Genomic DNA, 15,815 nt, shown 5'->3' with positions numbered 1-15,815 from the left:
CACTCCCGCTACAGCTTTATTTTTTCGCTCTTTTTTCTAGTTCTGCCTTTACGTCACTTTGATAAGCAGATAATTCATTTGAATCGAGGTTAGTCGAACTGTTTTCAATTACTTGCTCCAATAATTTCTTGTTCTTATAGAACTCTTCTTTTTCTGCATTATAGTAGAACCTAACAACATCTTCATCTTTTAAGTATTTTTTTCCTAGTTTCAAAAGAAATGTTACCGGAAGACCACGTACGGATACATGAGACTCAGTTTTTACTACAGACTGAACGGCTTGTTCTTCTTGCTTACTTTCTTTCTGACCTCCTTGCACCATCAATAAGATTTCTTTCGCAACTTCATTTTGAGTGAACGCTCTCTTTAATGCTTTTTGTCGAATACGCTTCTTTTTAGACTTCACATTCATTTTTTCAAGGCTCATCGTCGCAAACTCACGTAGTTCTAATCCACTCTTTTCGATAGCCTGCTTTAATTCTCCATTCTTGATGTCATATGTTCGTTTTAACAAATTCAAAACCCCTTACTTATTAATATCTTAAGATGTCTAGTAAATTAAGAATGCCACTGACAGATTATCTCCATTTACTATATTACCAAAAATCAAGATAAAATTGTGTATTATTCTACTTTTTTGTAGAAACGACTTAGATAGTGACTCTTTTAATAGTATAATGGCATTCACTTAAAAAAGGTGTCGTAAATTGTTAAAGGCTAAAAAAAGCTGAAAACTCTACCGATTTTTCAGCGATCTCTAGTTTTACTTTTTAATGACTTCCTGAAAAATAGGTTAGCGTCTAATCAAAAATCACCTTCCCTACATAGAGTAGAAAAGGTGATTTTTGACGTACGAGCTGTTTTATTTTTGAAAAAGTCGACCTAGAAATTGATCAAAATTCTCAGCAATAATATGTTCTTGCCACAACCCATTCCCTGACTCATCTTCCGTTATATACAACACCGCAGGCTCTGACCTTCCATTCCGGTAATCTAGTGCGATCCATGAATGAAAATCTCCAGTTAATAAAACTAAATGATCAGGCAAGCCGCATTCTTCAACGAAGATTAATGATAATCCGACGCCGCGATCCATTTCCAACTCATGAAAATACGGAACAACCGCCGCATCACCATCTTCAAAGAGCACATAGCGGTATGCTAACTCTCCTCCATTTTGCTCTTGCATCAACTCTACATATTTCCTTGGTAACGAAATCCCTAACAGCTGCTCAACTTCAGCAACTTGAGCATTGGTCACTTGCTCACCTGGCTTGTACCCCGATGGCGACTTCCAAAAATTCGTACCATTATAAAATTGTAAACTCATATTACGTTCCTCCATAGTTATCATAACCATCATGGTTATTACTTCAAATCATTATAATATGATATCATTCTATTAATCGAAAGCCCTTGATAAGTCACTAAACAATTAGCTCTCATTAAGATCCATTCTAGCATAAAGCATTAAGGGAATTGTTTCTAGCCAAAAATGGCTTTTAAAAGGATTAGAGCGTTACTCGTTTCGCTCATTAGATAAGTATGAAAGTAACTGATCTTGTTCTGATTGATTCCCAAAAGCATGTGTAACATTCCAAATTTTATCTACCTCTTGATCGTTGATTTCTGCATCTAAATCATGAAAAATACGATGTAAGTAAAGCAATGATTTGCTATCACCTGAACTTGCTACATGCATAAATTCTTTTGCATTGTCCATGTCGATTAAAACAACTGATTCAGCAAATCCACTTTCTTGCAACCATTCGATATCTTTTTTAAGCTTCTGCCACTCTTGATCATTTTGTAACGCTTCGTAATCAAGAGTGTCTGCATTTCCCCATCCGGCCAATTTATTTAAATAATGGTGTTGTTTCGCGATGATTTCTTTTACAGTCTTTTCCTGATTTTCTTGATATGCAACTGGTTGTTCGACGATCGAATCTAACTCTTCTTCATTCAATAGTTCAACCTTAGTCGATTTCGCAGTCTCTTCGCTATTCTCCTCTAGGTCAAGCTCTTCTACTTCAAGTTCTGCTGTTGCACCTTCATCTCCATTACTAAAAGCTATGTAATATAAACTTACCCCTACTACGATTACACCTAAGATGGAAATAAGAATTCGATTCATAGTAAGTCATCTCCTCTAACATATCAGTTTATGAAAAGACTACTATGAAATGAACTACACAATCAAGCACATGACAAAACTAGAAGAAACTCGTTTTTATATGTCAATTTTTCATTATTTATTTCGAGAAGATCTACTAAGAACAAACAAAAAAAGCATTCCTACAATGATTTGTAGAATGCTTTTTTCTTTTACGATTCTAGTAACGACAATGTATAATTTTAGCTACTATGCTTGTAACTGTTGTTGCAGTTACGCGCCCTTAGAGTATTCATTTTTCTTTTTGATATGAGCAGCACGATTCCCAAGCATCCCAGATGTTAAATAGACACCAATAAAGACTAGCAAGCCGCCAAGTATTTGTTCAGCTAAAATAGATTCCCCTAATGCCAAACTAATCAGTGCTGTAAAAACAGGAATAAGATTCAAAAAGATTCCAGCCTGACTGGCTCCAATTTTTCGTACAGACATATTCCAAAATACAAAGGAACAGACAGAAGAAAAGATGAACATATAGAGAATTCCGTAGATTGAAATCGAACTTACTTTAGTTAATTCAAGTCCCTCCCAAAAAGCAAATGGCGCAAGAACCAACATTGCTAAAAGAGCAGACACAGCCGTAGCTGTAATAGGTGGAACGGATATTCGTTTCCCAATTATCGAATAAAATGTCCATACGATAACGGCTCCAATCATCAATAAGTCCCCACGGTTGTACTCCATTTGAAAGATCCCTAACAAGTTTCCTTGCGTAATAATAATCAGTGCACCAATCAATGAAATAAATAAGCCAACGACTTGAATTTTCGACAATGATTCTTTTAACATGAAAACAGAAAACAAGACGATGAATCCTGGATTAACGGCACTAATTAATGCCGCATTGGTTGGAGATGTATAACCTAATGCTGTGTATAAAATAATATTATATCCTATAATTCCAAGAAGTCCTAAAAGCAATAGGGCGATCCATGACTCCCTGACTTTCTTCCAGTTTGGCTTCTCTACGAAAATAGCGATCGGCAATAAAATACATAACGATAGTACCCATCTAGAAAATGTAATCCACACGGGCGTGAGCTCAGCAACAACATACTTCCCAAACACATAGTTACCAGCCCAAAATAATGTAGCTAATATTAGTAACACCCATACTCTAAGTTGATTCACAAAACATCACCCACTGGTATCTTTTTAGTCTGATTATAAAGATACCAGTAGTTCCCATTGATTGACAACCTTTAATTTTTCAATCTCACTTCATCTAGGAAAGTACGTAAACTCTACTTCGACTGCAGCTGTTATCGTCAACTCTCCCTCTTGTATCGGAGTTACAGCAGCTTGAGCTGACAAAACGGTTGGATAAGGAACTGCAGCTTGCTTATTAATTTCAGTAACTCGTAATGGAATTGGGTTCAGTGAAACCCCTATTGTATTGCTTATAACTGTTGCTTTTTGGTTGGCATTTTCTATCGCTTCGACAAGTGCTTCTTGATAGAAGGTGGATGGATCCTGAAAAGTAAAGGTGATAGACGGAACTGTATTGGCTCCTTGTTGTACAGCCGCGTCAATGATCGTCCCTGACTGCTCAACTTGATCTAATGTAATTTGAAGTATGTGCGCAACCCGATATCCCCGAAAAACCTGTTCGCCTTCTATGAAATCATATTGTGGATCAATTCGATACGTTGATGTTTGAATGGCCTCCTGCGGCACTCCTAACCCAGTGATTGCCTCGATAACAGCTGAGATGATAGCGGTATTTTCCTGTTGTGCACGTTGAACTGTCGCCTCTTCCGTAATGGCTCCCAACAAAATCTGAACTCGGTCAGGAGCGGCTGTTATACTCCCTTCTCCAATTACTTTAAGGAGTGGTTGTTGATGATTGACATTTCTTTCTTGTCCATAAGACATCGGAGCATTGTAGGAATTCCTATACATGAAATGATCCCGCCTCTCTATTTTCAAGCTTTATATATATGTATTTTTAAAATTCTTTAACATACTTTGAATTTTTCAGTGTTTAAAAATCTTCTTTCTTGGGAATAAGTAAACAACTTCTTAAAAGGAGAGATTCCAATGTATCTCAAGTCTAATAACCTCACTACTTTTACACTCATCACAAAAGATGGCGACCTAGGATCCATTGACGATATTTATTTCGACCCTCTCCATTTCTCCATTCGCTATATCATTTTTGAAACGAGAAGATGGTTTTCGGGAGGGAAAGTGCTGTTAAATCCGGCTGCAATTGCAAACATAAATATGGAAGAACGAATCATTAATCTAAATGTTACGAAAGAACAAATAAAAAATAGTCCAAAACCAAACAAACATTCACCGATCTCTTTTGCATTCGAGAATAATTTATCTACCTATTACGGTTGGAACGAAAGCGGGAAAGACTATGGCATTTCTTCTCTAAACGGAGGAGATCTAAGTGGTACTCCTATAACAGGAATAGGGGTAGAAATGAAAGATGGAGTTCCTTTAGCGAGCAAAAACAAGGTTCTATCTACTAAGTTAAGAAGTTTAAAGACCCTAAAAGGTTTTGATGCCTACGCTCAAAATGACAAGGTCGGAGTTGTTTCTGATCTCATCGTTGATTATAAAACACGGACCATCAACTTACTCGAAATTGAAATGGGTGGGTTACTTTCTAAACAATTTGCTCCACTTTCAACTTCATGGATTACGGAAATAAATTGGGATGAAGGGAAGGTTTTTATGAATAAGGAGAAAATAGATATGGATGAACACTCTCATGGCAGATCTTTATTTACAGAGAACGAACTCCGCTTTCATGTCGAAGCAGGACAACCCCCCTCATCGGAATGTTGTAAATAAAAATGTAACACAATGCACAGAAAAGGTTAGTTTAATGACCGCTAAAAAAAGGTGAAAGCAGTACTTTTTCATAACAGGTTCAGTTTGGGGAGGGAAAAGTGAATTCACAAGAAGAAATAGCGTATATTTAACATTTTAATCCTACACAAGTTAGCACTTTAATTAGCATAAAAAACACACAGATGATTGAATTTAACGGGTTCGCTTTAGAGGGAGAAAACAGTAAATCACATAGCTTTTGGAGATGTAATTAGCACGCTAATTCGCATCTCCATTTTTCGTTGTTATATCAATGTTTAGAAGCAAAAGAATTTTTTAATCAAATGTTAAAAGACGAGAAGTGAAGAATCTATTTATATACGTGAATGGTTCTTCAACAAACGGGGCGTTAGTTGAAGTAGATATTTTATTAAATCTAGTCAAGAAAAAGATGCTGATTCCCTCATCTGTGGTCGTAAGGGTCCGCTCTTATCAGCTTGGGGATCAGGTTAAGCACCCGATTTGATAAATAAACGGAGAAATTTCTCTTAATAGTTAGCACTTAAAATAGCTTAAATAGACGGAGAGATTCCGGCTATTGACTCAAAAAAACTGAAAATGTGAAATTTTCTTTACTTAATCGGAAAACCTCCCCTTATATCTCCCCGGAATGACCTCTATTCTGCATTTAATCGGAAAATCTCCGCTTATTTTACTATAGCCAATTATTTACAGCTTTCTTATTTAATGGAGGTGAGATGGGTGCTTTGATTTAGTATCTTATAAATCAAAGAGAACCTCAGTTAGGTAACGTTAGGAGAACCATAACAAATATAAGGAAAATTGAAGAATTCAATCTTCTTAAGCGATCGGCATTATTCTAAAATTAGTTAAAAAATTAAACATTGATTGTTGAACAGTACATTATGGAACTTTTGTAAAAGACATTTTACTCTGGTTTGTTAAACTACCGGGAGCGTTAGTCTAACAAGGTTAGGTTTTTAGACCAAAAAGGATCAGATTCTAAAATCTGATCCTTTTGTTTTGATATTTGTATTGTTGGTTTTTCCACTAAAGCCTATGTTAATTTATAGCTTATTTGTCATGTTGAATTGCAGTTTCTCCCTTTCAACCGAACCCGTTATGATTGAATTACCTGTGTGTTTTTTTACTGATATTTTCTTTAAAGCATCTATTAGTTGACTTATACAATATCATTCTTGATTTCCATATTCTAATAGCTCCGAAATTGTTACAAATGTATACCCTTCCTCTTTTAACGAAGTAATTATACCTTCTACTGAATTGAGTGATTCTCTTCTACTTTCATACATAACATGCAATAAAATGATTGAACCAGGTTTTATATTCTCTACAACATGATTTACAATTTTATCTGAATCAACAGCAATTTCTGGATAAGAATCAGGCTCTATATTCATATAAATCGTATTCGTATCTTGCTTGGATAAATAATATGGCAACAACACCAACCTTCGTCCAAAAGGAGGACGAAACGTAATTTCTCCTTCATAACCGATTTGGCGTATTAACTCATCAGTTTTATTTATTTCATCTTTAATAAAAGATAGAGATTTAAAAATCATTCTTTGATGTGAATAGGAGTGATTTCCAATTTCGTGTCCTTCTTGCACGATTTTAACCCCATAATCAAAAGATTTTTCAATTTCAAATCCTGTTAAGTAGAAAGTACCTTTTACATCATGTTCTCTTAGAATATCTAATATTTCATGTGTATTTATCCCAGGACCATCATCAAAGGTTAAGGCTACTACTTTTTCATTTGTTTCTACACTATTAACCAAACCCCCAAAGAATTGAAACGTTCTTGATTGAGATAATTCGTTTAATAAATAGCATATAGTAATCACTAATATGATTACAATACTACCTTTTTTTATTATTTTTTTCATCTGTCCCCCAATTAAATAATCTTTCCTAATATAATACTATATTGAATACGCCTTTCTTACACTCATTTTAACATTAATCCCCAAAATTTATGAACTCTCGCTAAAAGCTATGCTAAAAACTCTGCTGATTTTAGTTCGTTAATATATCAAACGAAAACAAGCGTACCAAATTGCAAATTGGTACGCTATCTTCTCTCCCAAAACTGAACCTGTTACCTGTTTCAGTGGTCTCTTCTAAATCTTTTGTATCGTTCCTAATGCTTCGTCGATCTGCTCTTTTGTTACATCATAATGTGTAGTCATTCTAACCGTTGTCGGCCCAAAGGAAACAGCTAACACTCCTGCCTCCTTCAATTTTTCTACATATGTTTTCGAAGGAATTCCTTTTTCTGATGTATCAACTAAAACAATATTTGTATCAACAGAATTTGCAACTGATAATCCTGGTATGTTTTTTATGCCTTCTCCTAAATGTTTGGCATTCTCGTTGTCGATTGCCAAACGATCAACCATTTCTGTTAATGCAATGATGCCTGGAGCAGCTAATACCCCTGCTTGGCGGAGACCTCCTCCTAATCGTTTTCTCCATTTTCTTGCCCTTCCAATAAACTCATTGCTTCCTGCAATGATTGAACCAACTGGCGCTCCAAGGCCTTTTGATAAACAAATTTGAACCGTATTTGTATACTGCGTAAATTCTCTAACCGATTTACGTTCTGCTACTGCCGCATTAAAGAGACGTGCTCCATCAAGATGAATTGGAACATAGGCATGTGAAGCCACTTCAAAAATAGCTTTCATATTTGCTAAAGGTACAATCGCTCCCCCCCAACGATTATGTGTATTCTCTAAACAGATTAAGCCTGTTTCTGGCTCATGTATATCATTTCCTCGAATAGCAGCTTGAATATCCGTAGGGTCCATTGCCCCTTTATCACTAGAAAGCGTTCTTGTTTGAACTCCTGCAAACGCAGAAATAGCCCCACCTTCATAATAAAAAATATGAGAATCTTTTTCTAGTAACACCTCGTTCCCAGAAACGCAATGAGTCAGCACTGAAATCTGATTTCCTTGGGTTCCACTTGTGACAAACAAAGCATCCTCTTTCCCTAACAAGTCAGCGGCTAACTCTTCTAGTTTACTTATTGTTGGATCTTCCCTATATACATCATCACCAACTTCTGCTTCGTACATCGCTTTTCTCATAGCTTCTGTTGGTTTTGTTACTGTATCGCTTCGTAAATCAATCATCTTTTGTAAAACTCCTTACTGTTTAATCTATCATCATTATACATCATTATAGTCTGATAGAAAAAATGAATAACAAAAAGAACCACCGAAAATTTCAATCGATGATTCTATTTTACATATACCATTTACAATAAAGATTCTGCTCCATCAATGAAAATTTGACTTCCAGTAATATGGCTAGACGCATCAGAAGCTAAGAAATAGACTAAGTCCGCTACCTGTTCTGGTTTCCCAGCGTGATGTTCCAATGGTTGCGAACCTTCAGGGTATTCGATAGGAATTTTAATCTTTTTTAATTCTTCATTATCTGGAAATGTATTTTTTCCAATATTTGTCTCAATTGCACCTGGACAAATGATGTTGACACGAATCCGATACTTAGCTAACTCCAATGCTGCCATTTTCCCAAATGCTACTTGTCCCGCTTTTGATGTACTGTAAGCAGACATTCCAAAATTTTTAAATGTTCGCGTTCCGTTAATTGAACTAGTAATAATCACACTGCCACCATTTTCTTTCATATAAGGAATAGCCAGTTTAACAGAGAGAAACGTACTCTTTAAATTGGTCGTTAACGTTTGGTCCCAATCTTCAGCACTTAAATCTTCAATAGGTTCTACTTTTCCATTAATTCCAGCATTAGAAAAGACGATATCTAATCGTCCCCATTTCTTTAAAACTTGATTATAACTCTCTTCCATCCTCAATACATCAGAGACATCTGTATCTGTAACAATGGCTTCCCCACCAAAGCTCTCTATTTCCTCCTTCACTTTTCTAGCATTCCTTTCCTTTAGGTCAACCAGCGCAATCTTCGCCCCCATTTTCGATAGTTGAATGGCACTTGCTCTTCCGATTCCTGAAGATCCACCTGTAACAATAGCAACTTTATCCTTCAATGGTTTATGTTCGCTCATAATGTAAAACTCCTTACCTTTTGCATTATTCCTACTTTATCCAACAAGACAAATGTTATTCTTTATAGCAGGAATCTAATCTCATTTACTGGGAAAATGGAGGGCATTGAAAAAGGTACAAACCAGCTTTTTTCAGTGCCCTCGGGAAAATACCGGCCTGAGATAGTGCATAATAAGGAAATGTTCGATATACTTAGAAGGGCGAAAGAGTCAGTCATCTAGGAGGTTTCGTATGCCGAGAAAGATATTATTCATTTTATGTTTTATTACTGTATTACTTGTAACTGCTTGTGGAACCCAACCATCAACGGAACAAAGCACAGTTAATACCGCACCTGAGGTAAGTTCAATCAATAATGAAGAAGCCCAGTTCAATAACGAATTGCTTGTTCATTATATAAATGTTGGTCAAGCCGATGCAACGCTACTTGAGTTTTCAGACGAAACCGAATCCTACTATATTTTAATTGATGCTGGGAATTGGAATTCGGGTGATGTCGTTTCCTATTTGCAAAAAGAAGAAATCTCACATATTGATATTTTAATAGGTACTCATCCTCATGCTGATCACATAGGACAAATGGATCAAATACTAGACCTATTTGACGTGACAGAGGTTTGGATGTCTGGAGATGAAACGACCTCACAAACCTTTGAAAGAGTACTTAATGCCGTTATTGAGAGTGGTGTTGATTATCACGAGCCACGAGCTGGTGAAGTGTATGACATTGGTCCACTTGCTATTGAAGTCATTAACCCTGATCAATTAACAGGTGATATACATGAAGGATCCATTTCTCTTCGTGCAACGTATGGTGAAGTTTCCTTTCTTTTTACCGGAGACGCTGAGGAACAAACAGAGCAAGCTATGATTGATCGAGGCCATCAGTTAGATTCTACCGTTCTACAACTTGGGCATCACGGTTCTAGTACATCAACGACTCCTGCGTTCTTAGAGGCAGTGAATCCTGAAGTAGCCATTATTTCAGCAGGGATAGACAATCAGTATGGACATCCTCACGATGAGGTCGTCTCAAGAGTTGAAAATGCCAAAATTGATTTATACACCACCTTTGTTCATGGAACGATTATCGTCTCAACTGATGGTAAAAACTATAACGTAACAACCGATGAAACCGAACAATCAGTGGACTCCTTTTCTGAATCAACCGAATCACTAAAGGATACAGAAATAGCCAGCGAATCAAATTGCATCGATATTAACAGTGCATCTGCATCTGAATTAGAAGATATTATCCATATTGGCACGGAACGAGCTTCTCAATTAATTGACTTGCGGCCGTTTGAAGACATTTCAGATTTAGCAAGAATAAACGGGATTGGTCCAGCTAGAATAACTGAAATTAAAACAGAGAATCTAGCATGTATGGGAGGATAAAAAATGGTAAAAGGTGTGTTAGATCGTATTGTTGATGGACAGAAAGCAGTGATTTTAGTGGAAAGTATAGGTGAAGAATTTATCATTGACCTTGCTCAATTGCCCAAAGCAAGTAATGAAGGAACTTGGTTTACAATTAATTTAGATGGTAGTACAGTCCAAGACATTAAAATTGATCATGAACAAACAGCAAAATCAAAGCAAAGCATTGCTAAAAAAATGCAGCAGTTACGAGCTACCAAAACAAACAGTCGATTTAAAAGGAGGGAAAGATGAACTGGTCATCTTTCCCTCCTTTTTTATAGCATTATGTTAACCGTCAGAGCTTACAATCCTTATTCTGTCACTTTATTTTGGAGCGTACCAATTTGATCAATCTCAATTGTGCACACATCTCCACCCTTTAAGAAAACCTGAGGATTTCGAAACACTCCTACCCCATGAGGTGTTCCTGTCGCAATTATATCACCAGGTTCAAACGTGAAACCTTTTGATAAATACGAAATGATGTAGGGAATGGAAAAGATCATATGCTTTGTATTCGAATCTTGCAACACTTGCCCATTCACATCTAGCTTAATATGTAATTCTTGAGGATTTGCTATCTCATCTTTGCTAACAAGAACAGGGCCCAGCGGAGCAAAAGTATCAAAAGATTTTCCTCTTACCCACTGTCCATCACCAAATTGAACATCTCTAGCACTCACATCATTCATAATCGTATAGCCAAATATGTAGTCTTCTGCCTCTTCTTCAGATATATGTTTGCCACCTTTACCGATTACAACAGCTAGTTCTGCTTCAAAGTCCACTTGCTTTGATTCTTCTGGTAATTCAATTTCCTCACCAGTTGCAATAATACATGTCGGCCATTTTGAAAATATAAGTGGTTGTTTCGGAGGATCGACATTTTGCTCACGACAATGATCCATATAATTGTTACCAACACAAACAACTTTCCCTGGGTTCTCAATTGGGGGGAGCAATTTTATATCTTCTATTTTTCTTAAAAAGCGAGCATTCATATTACCATCTTCTTCAAGTTTAGTTACTAACTCCGTTACATAATGGAAAGCATCAGTCCCAGCTTGAATGAATGATTTCATATCCTTCAAGAAGTCAGGAGCAACTCCATTATGGAACTCCTTTGAAAGTTCATATAAATCAAAAACTGTATCTTCTAATTTCACTCCAAATAACTTGTTACCATCTGCTTCGTACGTCACAAACCGCATTTTTCATTCCACCCTTTCTTCATTTAAATAAATGATAAGGAAATTCATCTCGTCTATTTCCTTTCTGACCAACTATCGTCGTTGCCTTACACAATGAATTCCAAATCGCCTCTTCAACAGCCTCAACAGCCATCTCGAAAAAATCAGAAATAATTGGACCATCCTCTACAAAAAACGAGTATGTTTGCCTAAGTTTACTAGGGTAGTGCCGTATTCGATGAGCCGTTGAAAAGGAAATAACAATATCCCCACTTCCATGAGCAGCAGAAGACCCTGTTCTTGAAAGACCGAAAGCAGCTCTTTTTGAAATCCGCTGTAATTGGCGCTCATTAAAAGGAGCGTCTGTGCCAATGATGATCATAATGGATCCGTCGGGAAGGTCTACTCCTTCAGAACTCTTATATACACGTTTATTAGACTCTGGCATAAGAATATCCTCTTTTTTCCCATAATTACTTAAAACAAGTACGCCAAGGGTATATTTTGTTCCGTCAACAGTTATCACTCTCGAGCTTGTTCCAATTCCCCCTTTAAAACCAAGACAAGACATGCCCGTTCCAGCGCCAACAGAGCCTTCAACCACCCCCTTACTTGCAGATATAATTGCTTCTATAGCATGCTTAGGTCTCACATGCATCCCACGGATGTCGTTTAGAAAACCATCATTACATTCCCCGACAACAACATTTACGGTTCCTGTAACACTACCAATATCATCATTATGGTCTAATAAATAACGAATTGTTCCCTCTGTTACAGCAGGGACAGAAAGGGTATTTGTAAGCATAATGGGACTTTCAATTACTCCTAATTCTTCAATCTGTATCGTCCCTGTTGTTTTTCCGAAGCCATTAATCACATAGGAACTACCGATCACTTTTTCTTTAAATAAATTGTCCGAATGAGGCAATATGGCTGTCACACCCGTCCTTATTGAGTTTCCGTTATGTAAGTCTTCTATAATGGTCTTATGGCCCACTTTGACACCTTCAATGTCCGTTATTGAGTTTAAATTACCTGTCTCAAACCTACCAATCTTGATTCCTATATCGCGAAGTCTTCGTCTATGTTCCATAGTTCGTTTTTCCTCCTACACAAATGCATTAGTACATTCGTTTGTTCTTTCTACAGTTCCGCATATATTTATTCCTTTTCTCTCATGCTTACATATGATGTACTAACCTCAGCAATGAGGCAAGCTTTTTCGATCAGCATTGGTTTGGTGTTGTTTTGCTCGCATCACCTAGACAAGCATCACGCTGATTCATTTTCCTCTCCTTTCTAGAAAAGAGCGTCATTTTGATGACGCTCTTTTTCGTATGTTATTTACGAACGGACTTTCTCAAAGACTTTTTCTATTGATTTTGCTAAGATAACGACCCCATCTTCTAAAGCTGATAAGTCAAACGACATCTTAGGATGATGAAGTCCTGGTTCTAAATTTGCTCCAAGACCAACCATTGTTGCCTGTATAGGCCTACAAACTGCATAAAAGTGAAAATCTTCTCCACCTGGTGTCACTAGTGGCAAAGTCACACCATCACACCCCAGCCCTTCTTCAATCGCCTCAGCTACTACATCTTCCATAAAACGATTAGGAACAGCCGCAACAGTAGATGCTATGGTTTCCAGTTCTACCTCAGATCCATTAATACTAGCAGCAGCACTAACAGCCTTCTTTACTTTCTCAGCTAACACATTCATAGCTTCATTCGTCTCGGCGCGTAAATCAATACCAAATAGCGCCTCATCAGGGATAATATTCATGTTCTTTCCTTCTGTCTGAACCATTGTAACTTTAGCTGAACTAGAGATTGTCGGATCTAGTTTAATGGAATTAATTGCGTATATTATAGCTGCAACCGAATCGAGTACATTAATTCCAAGGTGCGGTCTAGCCGCATGTGATTGTATTCCTTTTACTTTTCCTTTAAACACCATCGTAGCCCCGTGATAAATCGCTGGTGACGCTTGTCTTACACGTAATTCTTGAATGGGTCTAACATGAATTCCAATAAGATAAGTAATGTCATCGACGACACCTTTTTCAATTAATGCCTTAGCCCCTTTTCCTGTTTCCTCAGCTGGTTGAAAAATAATCTTAATTGTTCCGGGAGGACTAAACCCAAGTTCTTTTAACATTTTGATTGCATAAAGCACCATTGTTGAATGAGCATCATGCCCACAAGAATGATTAGCCTTCCAGGTTCCATCTACATTTTGCCATAAGGCATCAATATCTGCTCTTATTCCAACTACAGGTCCACCTTCATCGCCTGTCCATGTAGCCACAACTCCCGTATGATCAGAAAAAGTTGAGAACGGGATTCCTAATTCCTTTAATTGCTGGCATATAAATTCAGTTGTCATTTTTTCTTCCCAACTAATTTCTGCAATTGAGTGGAGATGTTGATACGTTTCTATGAATTGTTCTTTATTCTTCTTCAGCCACTCACGATAAGCAAAAATTGTAATCACCTTTCTTTCTAGACATATTGGTCATTTTTTTGACTCTCTACTATAGTGTATTCAATTGAACCATAACAATCTATTGCTTCTAGCTATAGAAATAAAAAAGGGCTCAACTAACTATCGTCTGCTGTTGCTCCTATCGTTTTTTATCACTCATGTTGGTCATAGTAGGAATTCTAATTGTAAATAAACAGCTTAAATTGCCAAGACTTCAATTTAAAATACAACGATCGAGCGCAAGGATAAATCAGCTAGAAAAGTAAGTTAAACTCCAATTTTACGGTAAATTTAAAAAGAATCGCATATCAGTGCGATTCTTTAGCCTTAAATCAATTATGTTTGAATCGGATCAGGAATTACAAGAACTTTTGTATCAAGAAAGCTATGACAGGAATGGTTAGCAATGAAAGAGCTGTAGATGTCACAACAGTAATCAAGCCAGAACGATCGCCATTTGAATAACGCACAAATAAGACCGTTGCGAGTGTTAATGTAGGCATCGCAGATTGGATAATAATTAACTCTTTCATAAAAGAATCAATTGGTATACCTTTCATTATGAGTAATGTTACAACAGGCATCAATAGAAGTTTTAGAAAAATAGGTAGAGCAACATTTTTTATCTGTAACTTCTCAACATCTTTATTTTTTTGAAAAATAGATGGAATTAAAAGACCTACGTATAACATCGCCAATGGTGCAGCTATTCCAGCTAAAGTAGCTGAAACCTGTTTGATTAAACTCGGTGCTTCGAACCCACTAATCGCAAAAAGCAATCCAAAGGAAATAGCGATAACAGGTGGATTTAATAATGGTTTAAAGTTAGCTAAAGAAAACTTCATTTTTTCTTGTAATAATAAAACAGCGACCGTGAAAGCAGTCAAGCTCATTCCGGCATCAAAAATTGAAGCTAGCAATCCCCCCATTGGTCCAAATATACTTGCGCATAGTGGGATGCCAATAAAGCCTGTATTTCCTAACCCAGCTAAGACAGCAATCTGCCTTGCTTTTAATGAAGTAAATCCAACAATTTTAGCAACTACTAACCCTATTAGAATACCTAGACAATTAATAGTTACAGAAAATAAAAAGATCAAACCCATTTGAGAAAGAACCTTATCTGTTATCTCCGTTTGAAAAATTGCATTTAATATCACGCTTGGCACAGCCAAAATAACTAATATTTGAATAATTAGTTGCTTAGCTTCAATGGCCGATTTTGTTTTACGCTCAAGTAAAAATCCAATAATCATTATGATAGCCATAACACTAACTGATGCAATTACTGATTGTAGATTCATAATGCCCTCCTATGTAGTCAACCAAACTATAGTAAACGATAACCAGGAAAACAGCAATATGTATAGGAAGAAAACTAGATTGATTTACTAATATGTTTTTAGACTTCCTCTTACCTGGAGTCTCCAATTTGAAGATATAATTTATGGTTAATATTGTTCAACTACCTGGATAGAGTGTCCGAAGTGAAAAATTTGCTCTCCAAATTCTCTATCTCTCTGTCGAAACGACATTAAGGGACGAGATCTTTCAAGAAGTTACTCGCTTAGTAATCACGAACTACTCCAGGAAGATATCGCTCCTCCTAAACAGAGCTCTTCAGCTCCTTGAGCATTCTGTTATGCATAT

The 15,815-nt window shown here is 36.7% G+C and carries 15 protein-coding genes; 3 read left to right on the top strand and 12 right to left on the bottom strand.

Annotated features, from left to right (window positions below):
* Positions 1-16: 16 nt before the first annotated feature.
* The 5 genes from MF646_RS19850 to MF646_RS19830 all read right to left on the bottom strand — a co-directional run bounded on the left by MF646_RS19850 (position 17) and on the right by MF646_RS19830 (position 4,075).
* A complete protein-coding gene (locus MF646_RS19850) occupies positions 17-514 on the bottom strand; it encodes a hypothetical protein (RefSeq protein WP_250098240.1) in 498 nt (165 codons plus the stop codon).
* 348 nt (positions 515-862) lie between these two features.
* Positions 863-1,330 (bottom strand): SMI1/KNR4 family protein, encoded by a 468-nt coding sequence (locus tag MF646_RS19845; protein WP_250098239.1) that lies wholly within the window; start codon positions 1,328-1,330, stop codon positions 863-865.
* 189 nt (positions 1,331-1,519) lie between these two features.
* Entirely contained in the window at positions 1,520-2,134 is a 615-nt protein-coding gene (locus tag MF646_RS19840; protein ID WP_250098238.1) for a hypothetical protein, read from the bottom strand.
* Positions 2,135-2,386: 252 nt separating this feature from the next.
* A complete protein-coding gene (locus tag MF646_RS19835) occupies positions 2,387-3,304 on the bottom strand; it encodes a DMT family transporter (protein ID WP_250098237.1) in 918 nt (305 codons plus the stop codon).
* A gap of 90 nt (positions 3,305-3,394) precedes the next feature.
* Complete coding sequence (locus MF646_RS19830) at positions 3,395-4,075, bottom strand: SIMPL domain-containing protein (RefSeq protein ID WP_250098236.1); 681 nt, start codon at positions 4,073-4,075, stop codon at positions 3,395-3,397.
* 138 nt (positions 4,076-4,213) lie between these two features.
* Here MF646_RS19830 and MF646_RS19825 point away from each other — a divergent pair, with 138 nt between their 5' ends.
* Positions 4,214-4,981, top strand: coding sequence for a PRC-barrel domain-containing protein (locus MF646_RS19825; RefSeq protein ID WP_250098235.1), 768 nt, complete (start codon positions 4,214-4,216; stop codon positions 4,979-4,981).
* A gap of 1,193 nt (positions 4,982-6,174) precedes the next feature.
* On the opposite strand, the gene MF646_RS19820 is transcribed toward MF646_RS19825, so the two are convergent.
* From MF646_RS19820 to MF646_RS19810, 3 genes are all read right to left on the bottom strand, one after another.
* Positions 6,175-6,894: a polysaccharide deacetylase family protein gene (locus MF646_RS19820; protein ID WP_250098234.1), complete on the bottom strand. Its 720-nt coding sequence runs from the start codon at positions 6,892-6,894 to the stop codon at positions 6,175-6,177.
* 234 nt (positions 6,895-7,128) lie between these two features.
* Positions 7,129-8,145 carry a low-specificity L-threonine aldolase gene (ltaE, locus tag MF646_RS19815; protein WP_250098233.1) on the bottom strand — a complete coding sequence of 339 codons (1,017 nt, stop codon included), beginning with the start codon at positions 8,143-8,145 and terminating at the stop codon, positions 7,129-7,131.
* Between the two features lie 125 nt (positions 8,146-8,270).
* Entirely contained in the window at positions 8,271-9,062 is a 792-nt protein-coding gene (locus tag MF646_RS19810) for an SDR family oxidoreductase (RefSeq protein ID WP_250098232.1), read from the bottom strand.
* 232 nt (positions 9,063-9,294) lie between these two features.
* Here MF646_RS19810 and MF646_RS19805 point away from each other — a divergent pair, with 232 nt between their 5' ends.
* Together MF646_RS19805 and MF646_RS19800 are read left to right on the top strand one after the other, a co-directional pair.
* A complete protein-coding gene (locus tag MF646_RS19805; RefSeq protein ID WP_250098231.1) occupies positions 9,295-10,461 on the top strand; it encodes an MBL fold metallo-hydrolase in 1,167 nt (388 codons plus the stop codon).
* A 3-nt stretch (positions 10,462-10,464) separates the two neighbouring features.
* Positions 10,465-10,737, top strand: coding sequence for a DUF3006 domain-containing protein (locus MF646_RS19800; protein WP_250098230.1), 273 nt, complete (start codon positions 10,465-10,467; stop codon positions 10,735-10,737).
* Between the two features lie 59 nt (positions 10,738-10,796).
* Here MF646_RS19800 and MF646_RS19795 read toward each other — a convergent pair whose 3' ends face one another.
* The 4 genes from MF646_RS19795 to MF646_RS19780 all read right to left on the bottom strand — a co-directional run bounded on the left by MF646_RS19795 (position 10,797) and on the right by MF646_RS19780 (position 15,469).
* Positions 10,797-11,696, bottom strand: a complete 900-nt coding sequence (locus MF646_RS19795; RefSeq protein ID WP_250098229.1) for a fumarylacetoacetate hydrolase family protein — start codon at positions 11,694-11,696, stop codon at positions 10,797-10,799.
* Between the two features lie 19 nt (positions 11,697-11,715).
* On the bottom strand, positions 11,716-12,771 hold the full coding sequence (locus tag MF646_RS19790; RefSeq protein ID WP_250098228.1) for a DmpA family aminopeptidase: 1,056 nt from the start codon (positions 12,769-12,771) through the stop codon (positions 11,716-11,718).
* 251 nt (positions 12,772-13,022) lie between these two features.
* Complete coding sequence (locus MF646_RS19785) at positions 13,023-14,174, bottom strand: M20 peptidase aminoacylase family protein (RefSeq protein ID WP_250098227.1); 1,152 nt, start codon at positions 14,172-14,174, stop codon at positions 13,023-13,025.
* Between the two features lie 350 nt (positions 14,175-14,524).
* Positions 14,525-15,469 (bottom strand): AEC family transporter, encoded by a 945-nt coding sequence (locus MF646_RS19780; protein ID WP_250098226.1) that lies wholly within the window; start codon positions 15,467-15,469, stop codon positions 14,525-14,527.
* Positions 15,470-15,815 lie beyond the last annotated feature (346 nt).

The sequence above is a fragment of the Halalkalibacter alkaliphilus genome, from assembly GCF_023555415.1.
Classification (GTDB): domain Bacteria; phylum Bacillota; class Bacilli; order Bacillales; family Bacillaceae_D; genus Halalkalibacter; species Halalkalibacter alkaliphilus.
This window is presented reverse-complemented; position numbering and strand designations above follow the sequence as displayed.

Excerpts from the sequence above, each read along its gene's own strand:
- MF646_RS19790 (WP_250098228.1), bottom strand. The coding sequence starts at position 12,771 with ATGGAACATAGACGAAGACTTCGCGATATAGGAATCAAGATTGGTAGG.
- MF646_RS19830 (WP_250098236.1), bottom strand. The coding sequence starts at position 4,075 with ATGTATAGGAATTCCTACAATGCTCCGATGTCTTATGGACAAGAAAGA.
- ltaE (WP_250098233.1), bottom strand. The coding sequence starts at position 8,145 with ATGATTGATTTACGAAGCGATACAGTAACAAAACCAACAGAAGCTATG.
- MF646_RS19840 (WP_250098238.1), bottom strand. The coding sequence starts at position 2,134 with ATGAATCGAATTCTTATTTCCATCTTAGGTGTAATCGTAGTAGGGGTA.
- MF646_RS19825 (WP_250098235.1), top strand. The coding sequence starts at position 4,214 with ATGTATCTCAAGTCTAATAACCTCACTACTTTTACACTCATCACAAAA.
- MF646_RS19800 (WP_250098230.1), top strand. The coding sequence starts at position 10,465 with ATGGTAAAAGGTGTGTTAGATCGTATTGTTGATGGACAGAAAGCAGTG.
- MF646_RS19810 (WP_250098232.1), bottom strand. The coding sequence starts at position 9,062 with ATGAGCGAACATAAACCATTGAAGGATAAAGTTGCTATTGTTACAGGT.
- MF646_RS19845 (WP_250098239.1), bottom strand. The coding sequence starts at position 1,330 with ATGAGTTTACAATTTTATAATGGTACGAATTTTTGGAAGTCGCCATCG.
- MF646_RS19780 (WP_250098226.1), bottom strand. The coding sequence starts at position 15,469 with ATGAATCTACAATCAGTAATTGCATCAGTTAGTGTTATGGCTATCATA.
- MF646_RS19820 (WP_250098234.1), bottom strand. The coding sequence starts at position 6,894 with ATGAAAAAAATAATAAAAAAAGGTAGTATTGTAATCATATTAGTGATT.
- MF646_RS19805 (WP_250098231.1), top strand. The coding sequence starts at position 9,295 with ATGCCGAGAAAGATATTATTCATTTTATGTTTTATTACTGTATTACTT.
- MF646_RS19795 (WP_250098229.1), bottom strand. The coding sequence starts at position 11,696 with ATGCGGTTTGTGACGTACGAAGCAGATGGTAACAAGTTATTTGGAGTG.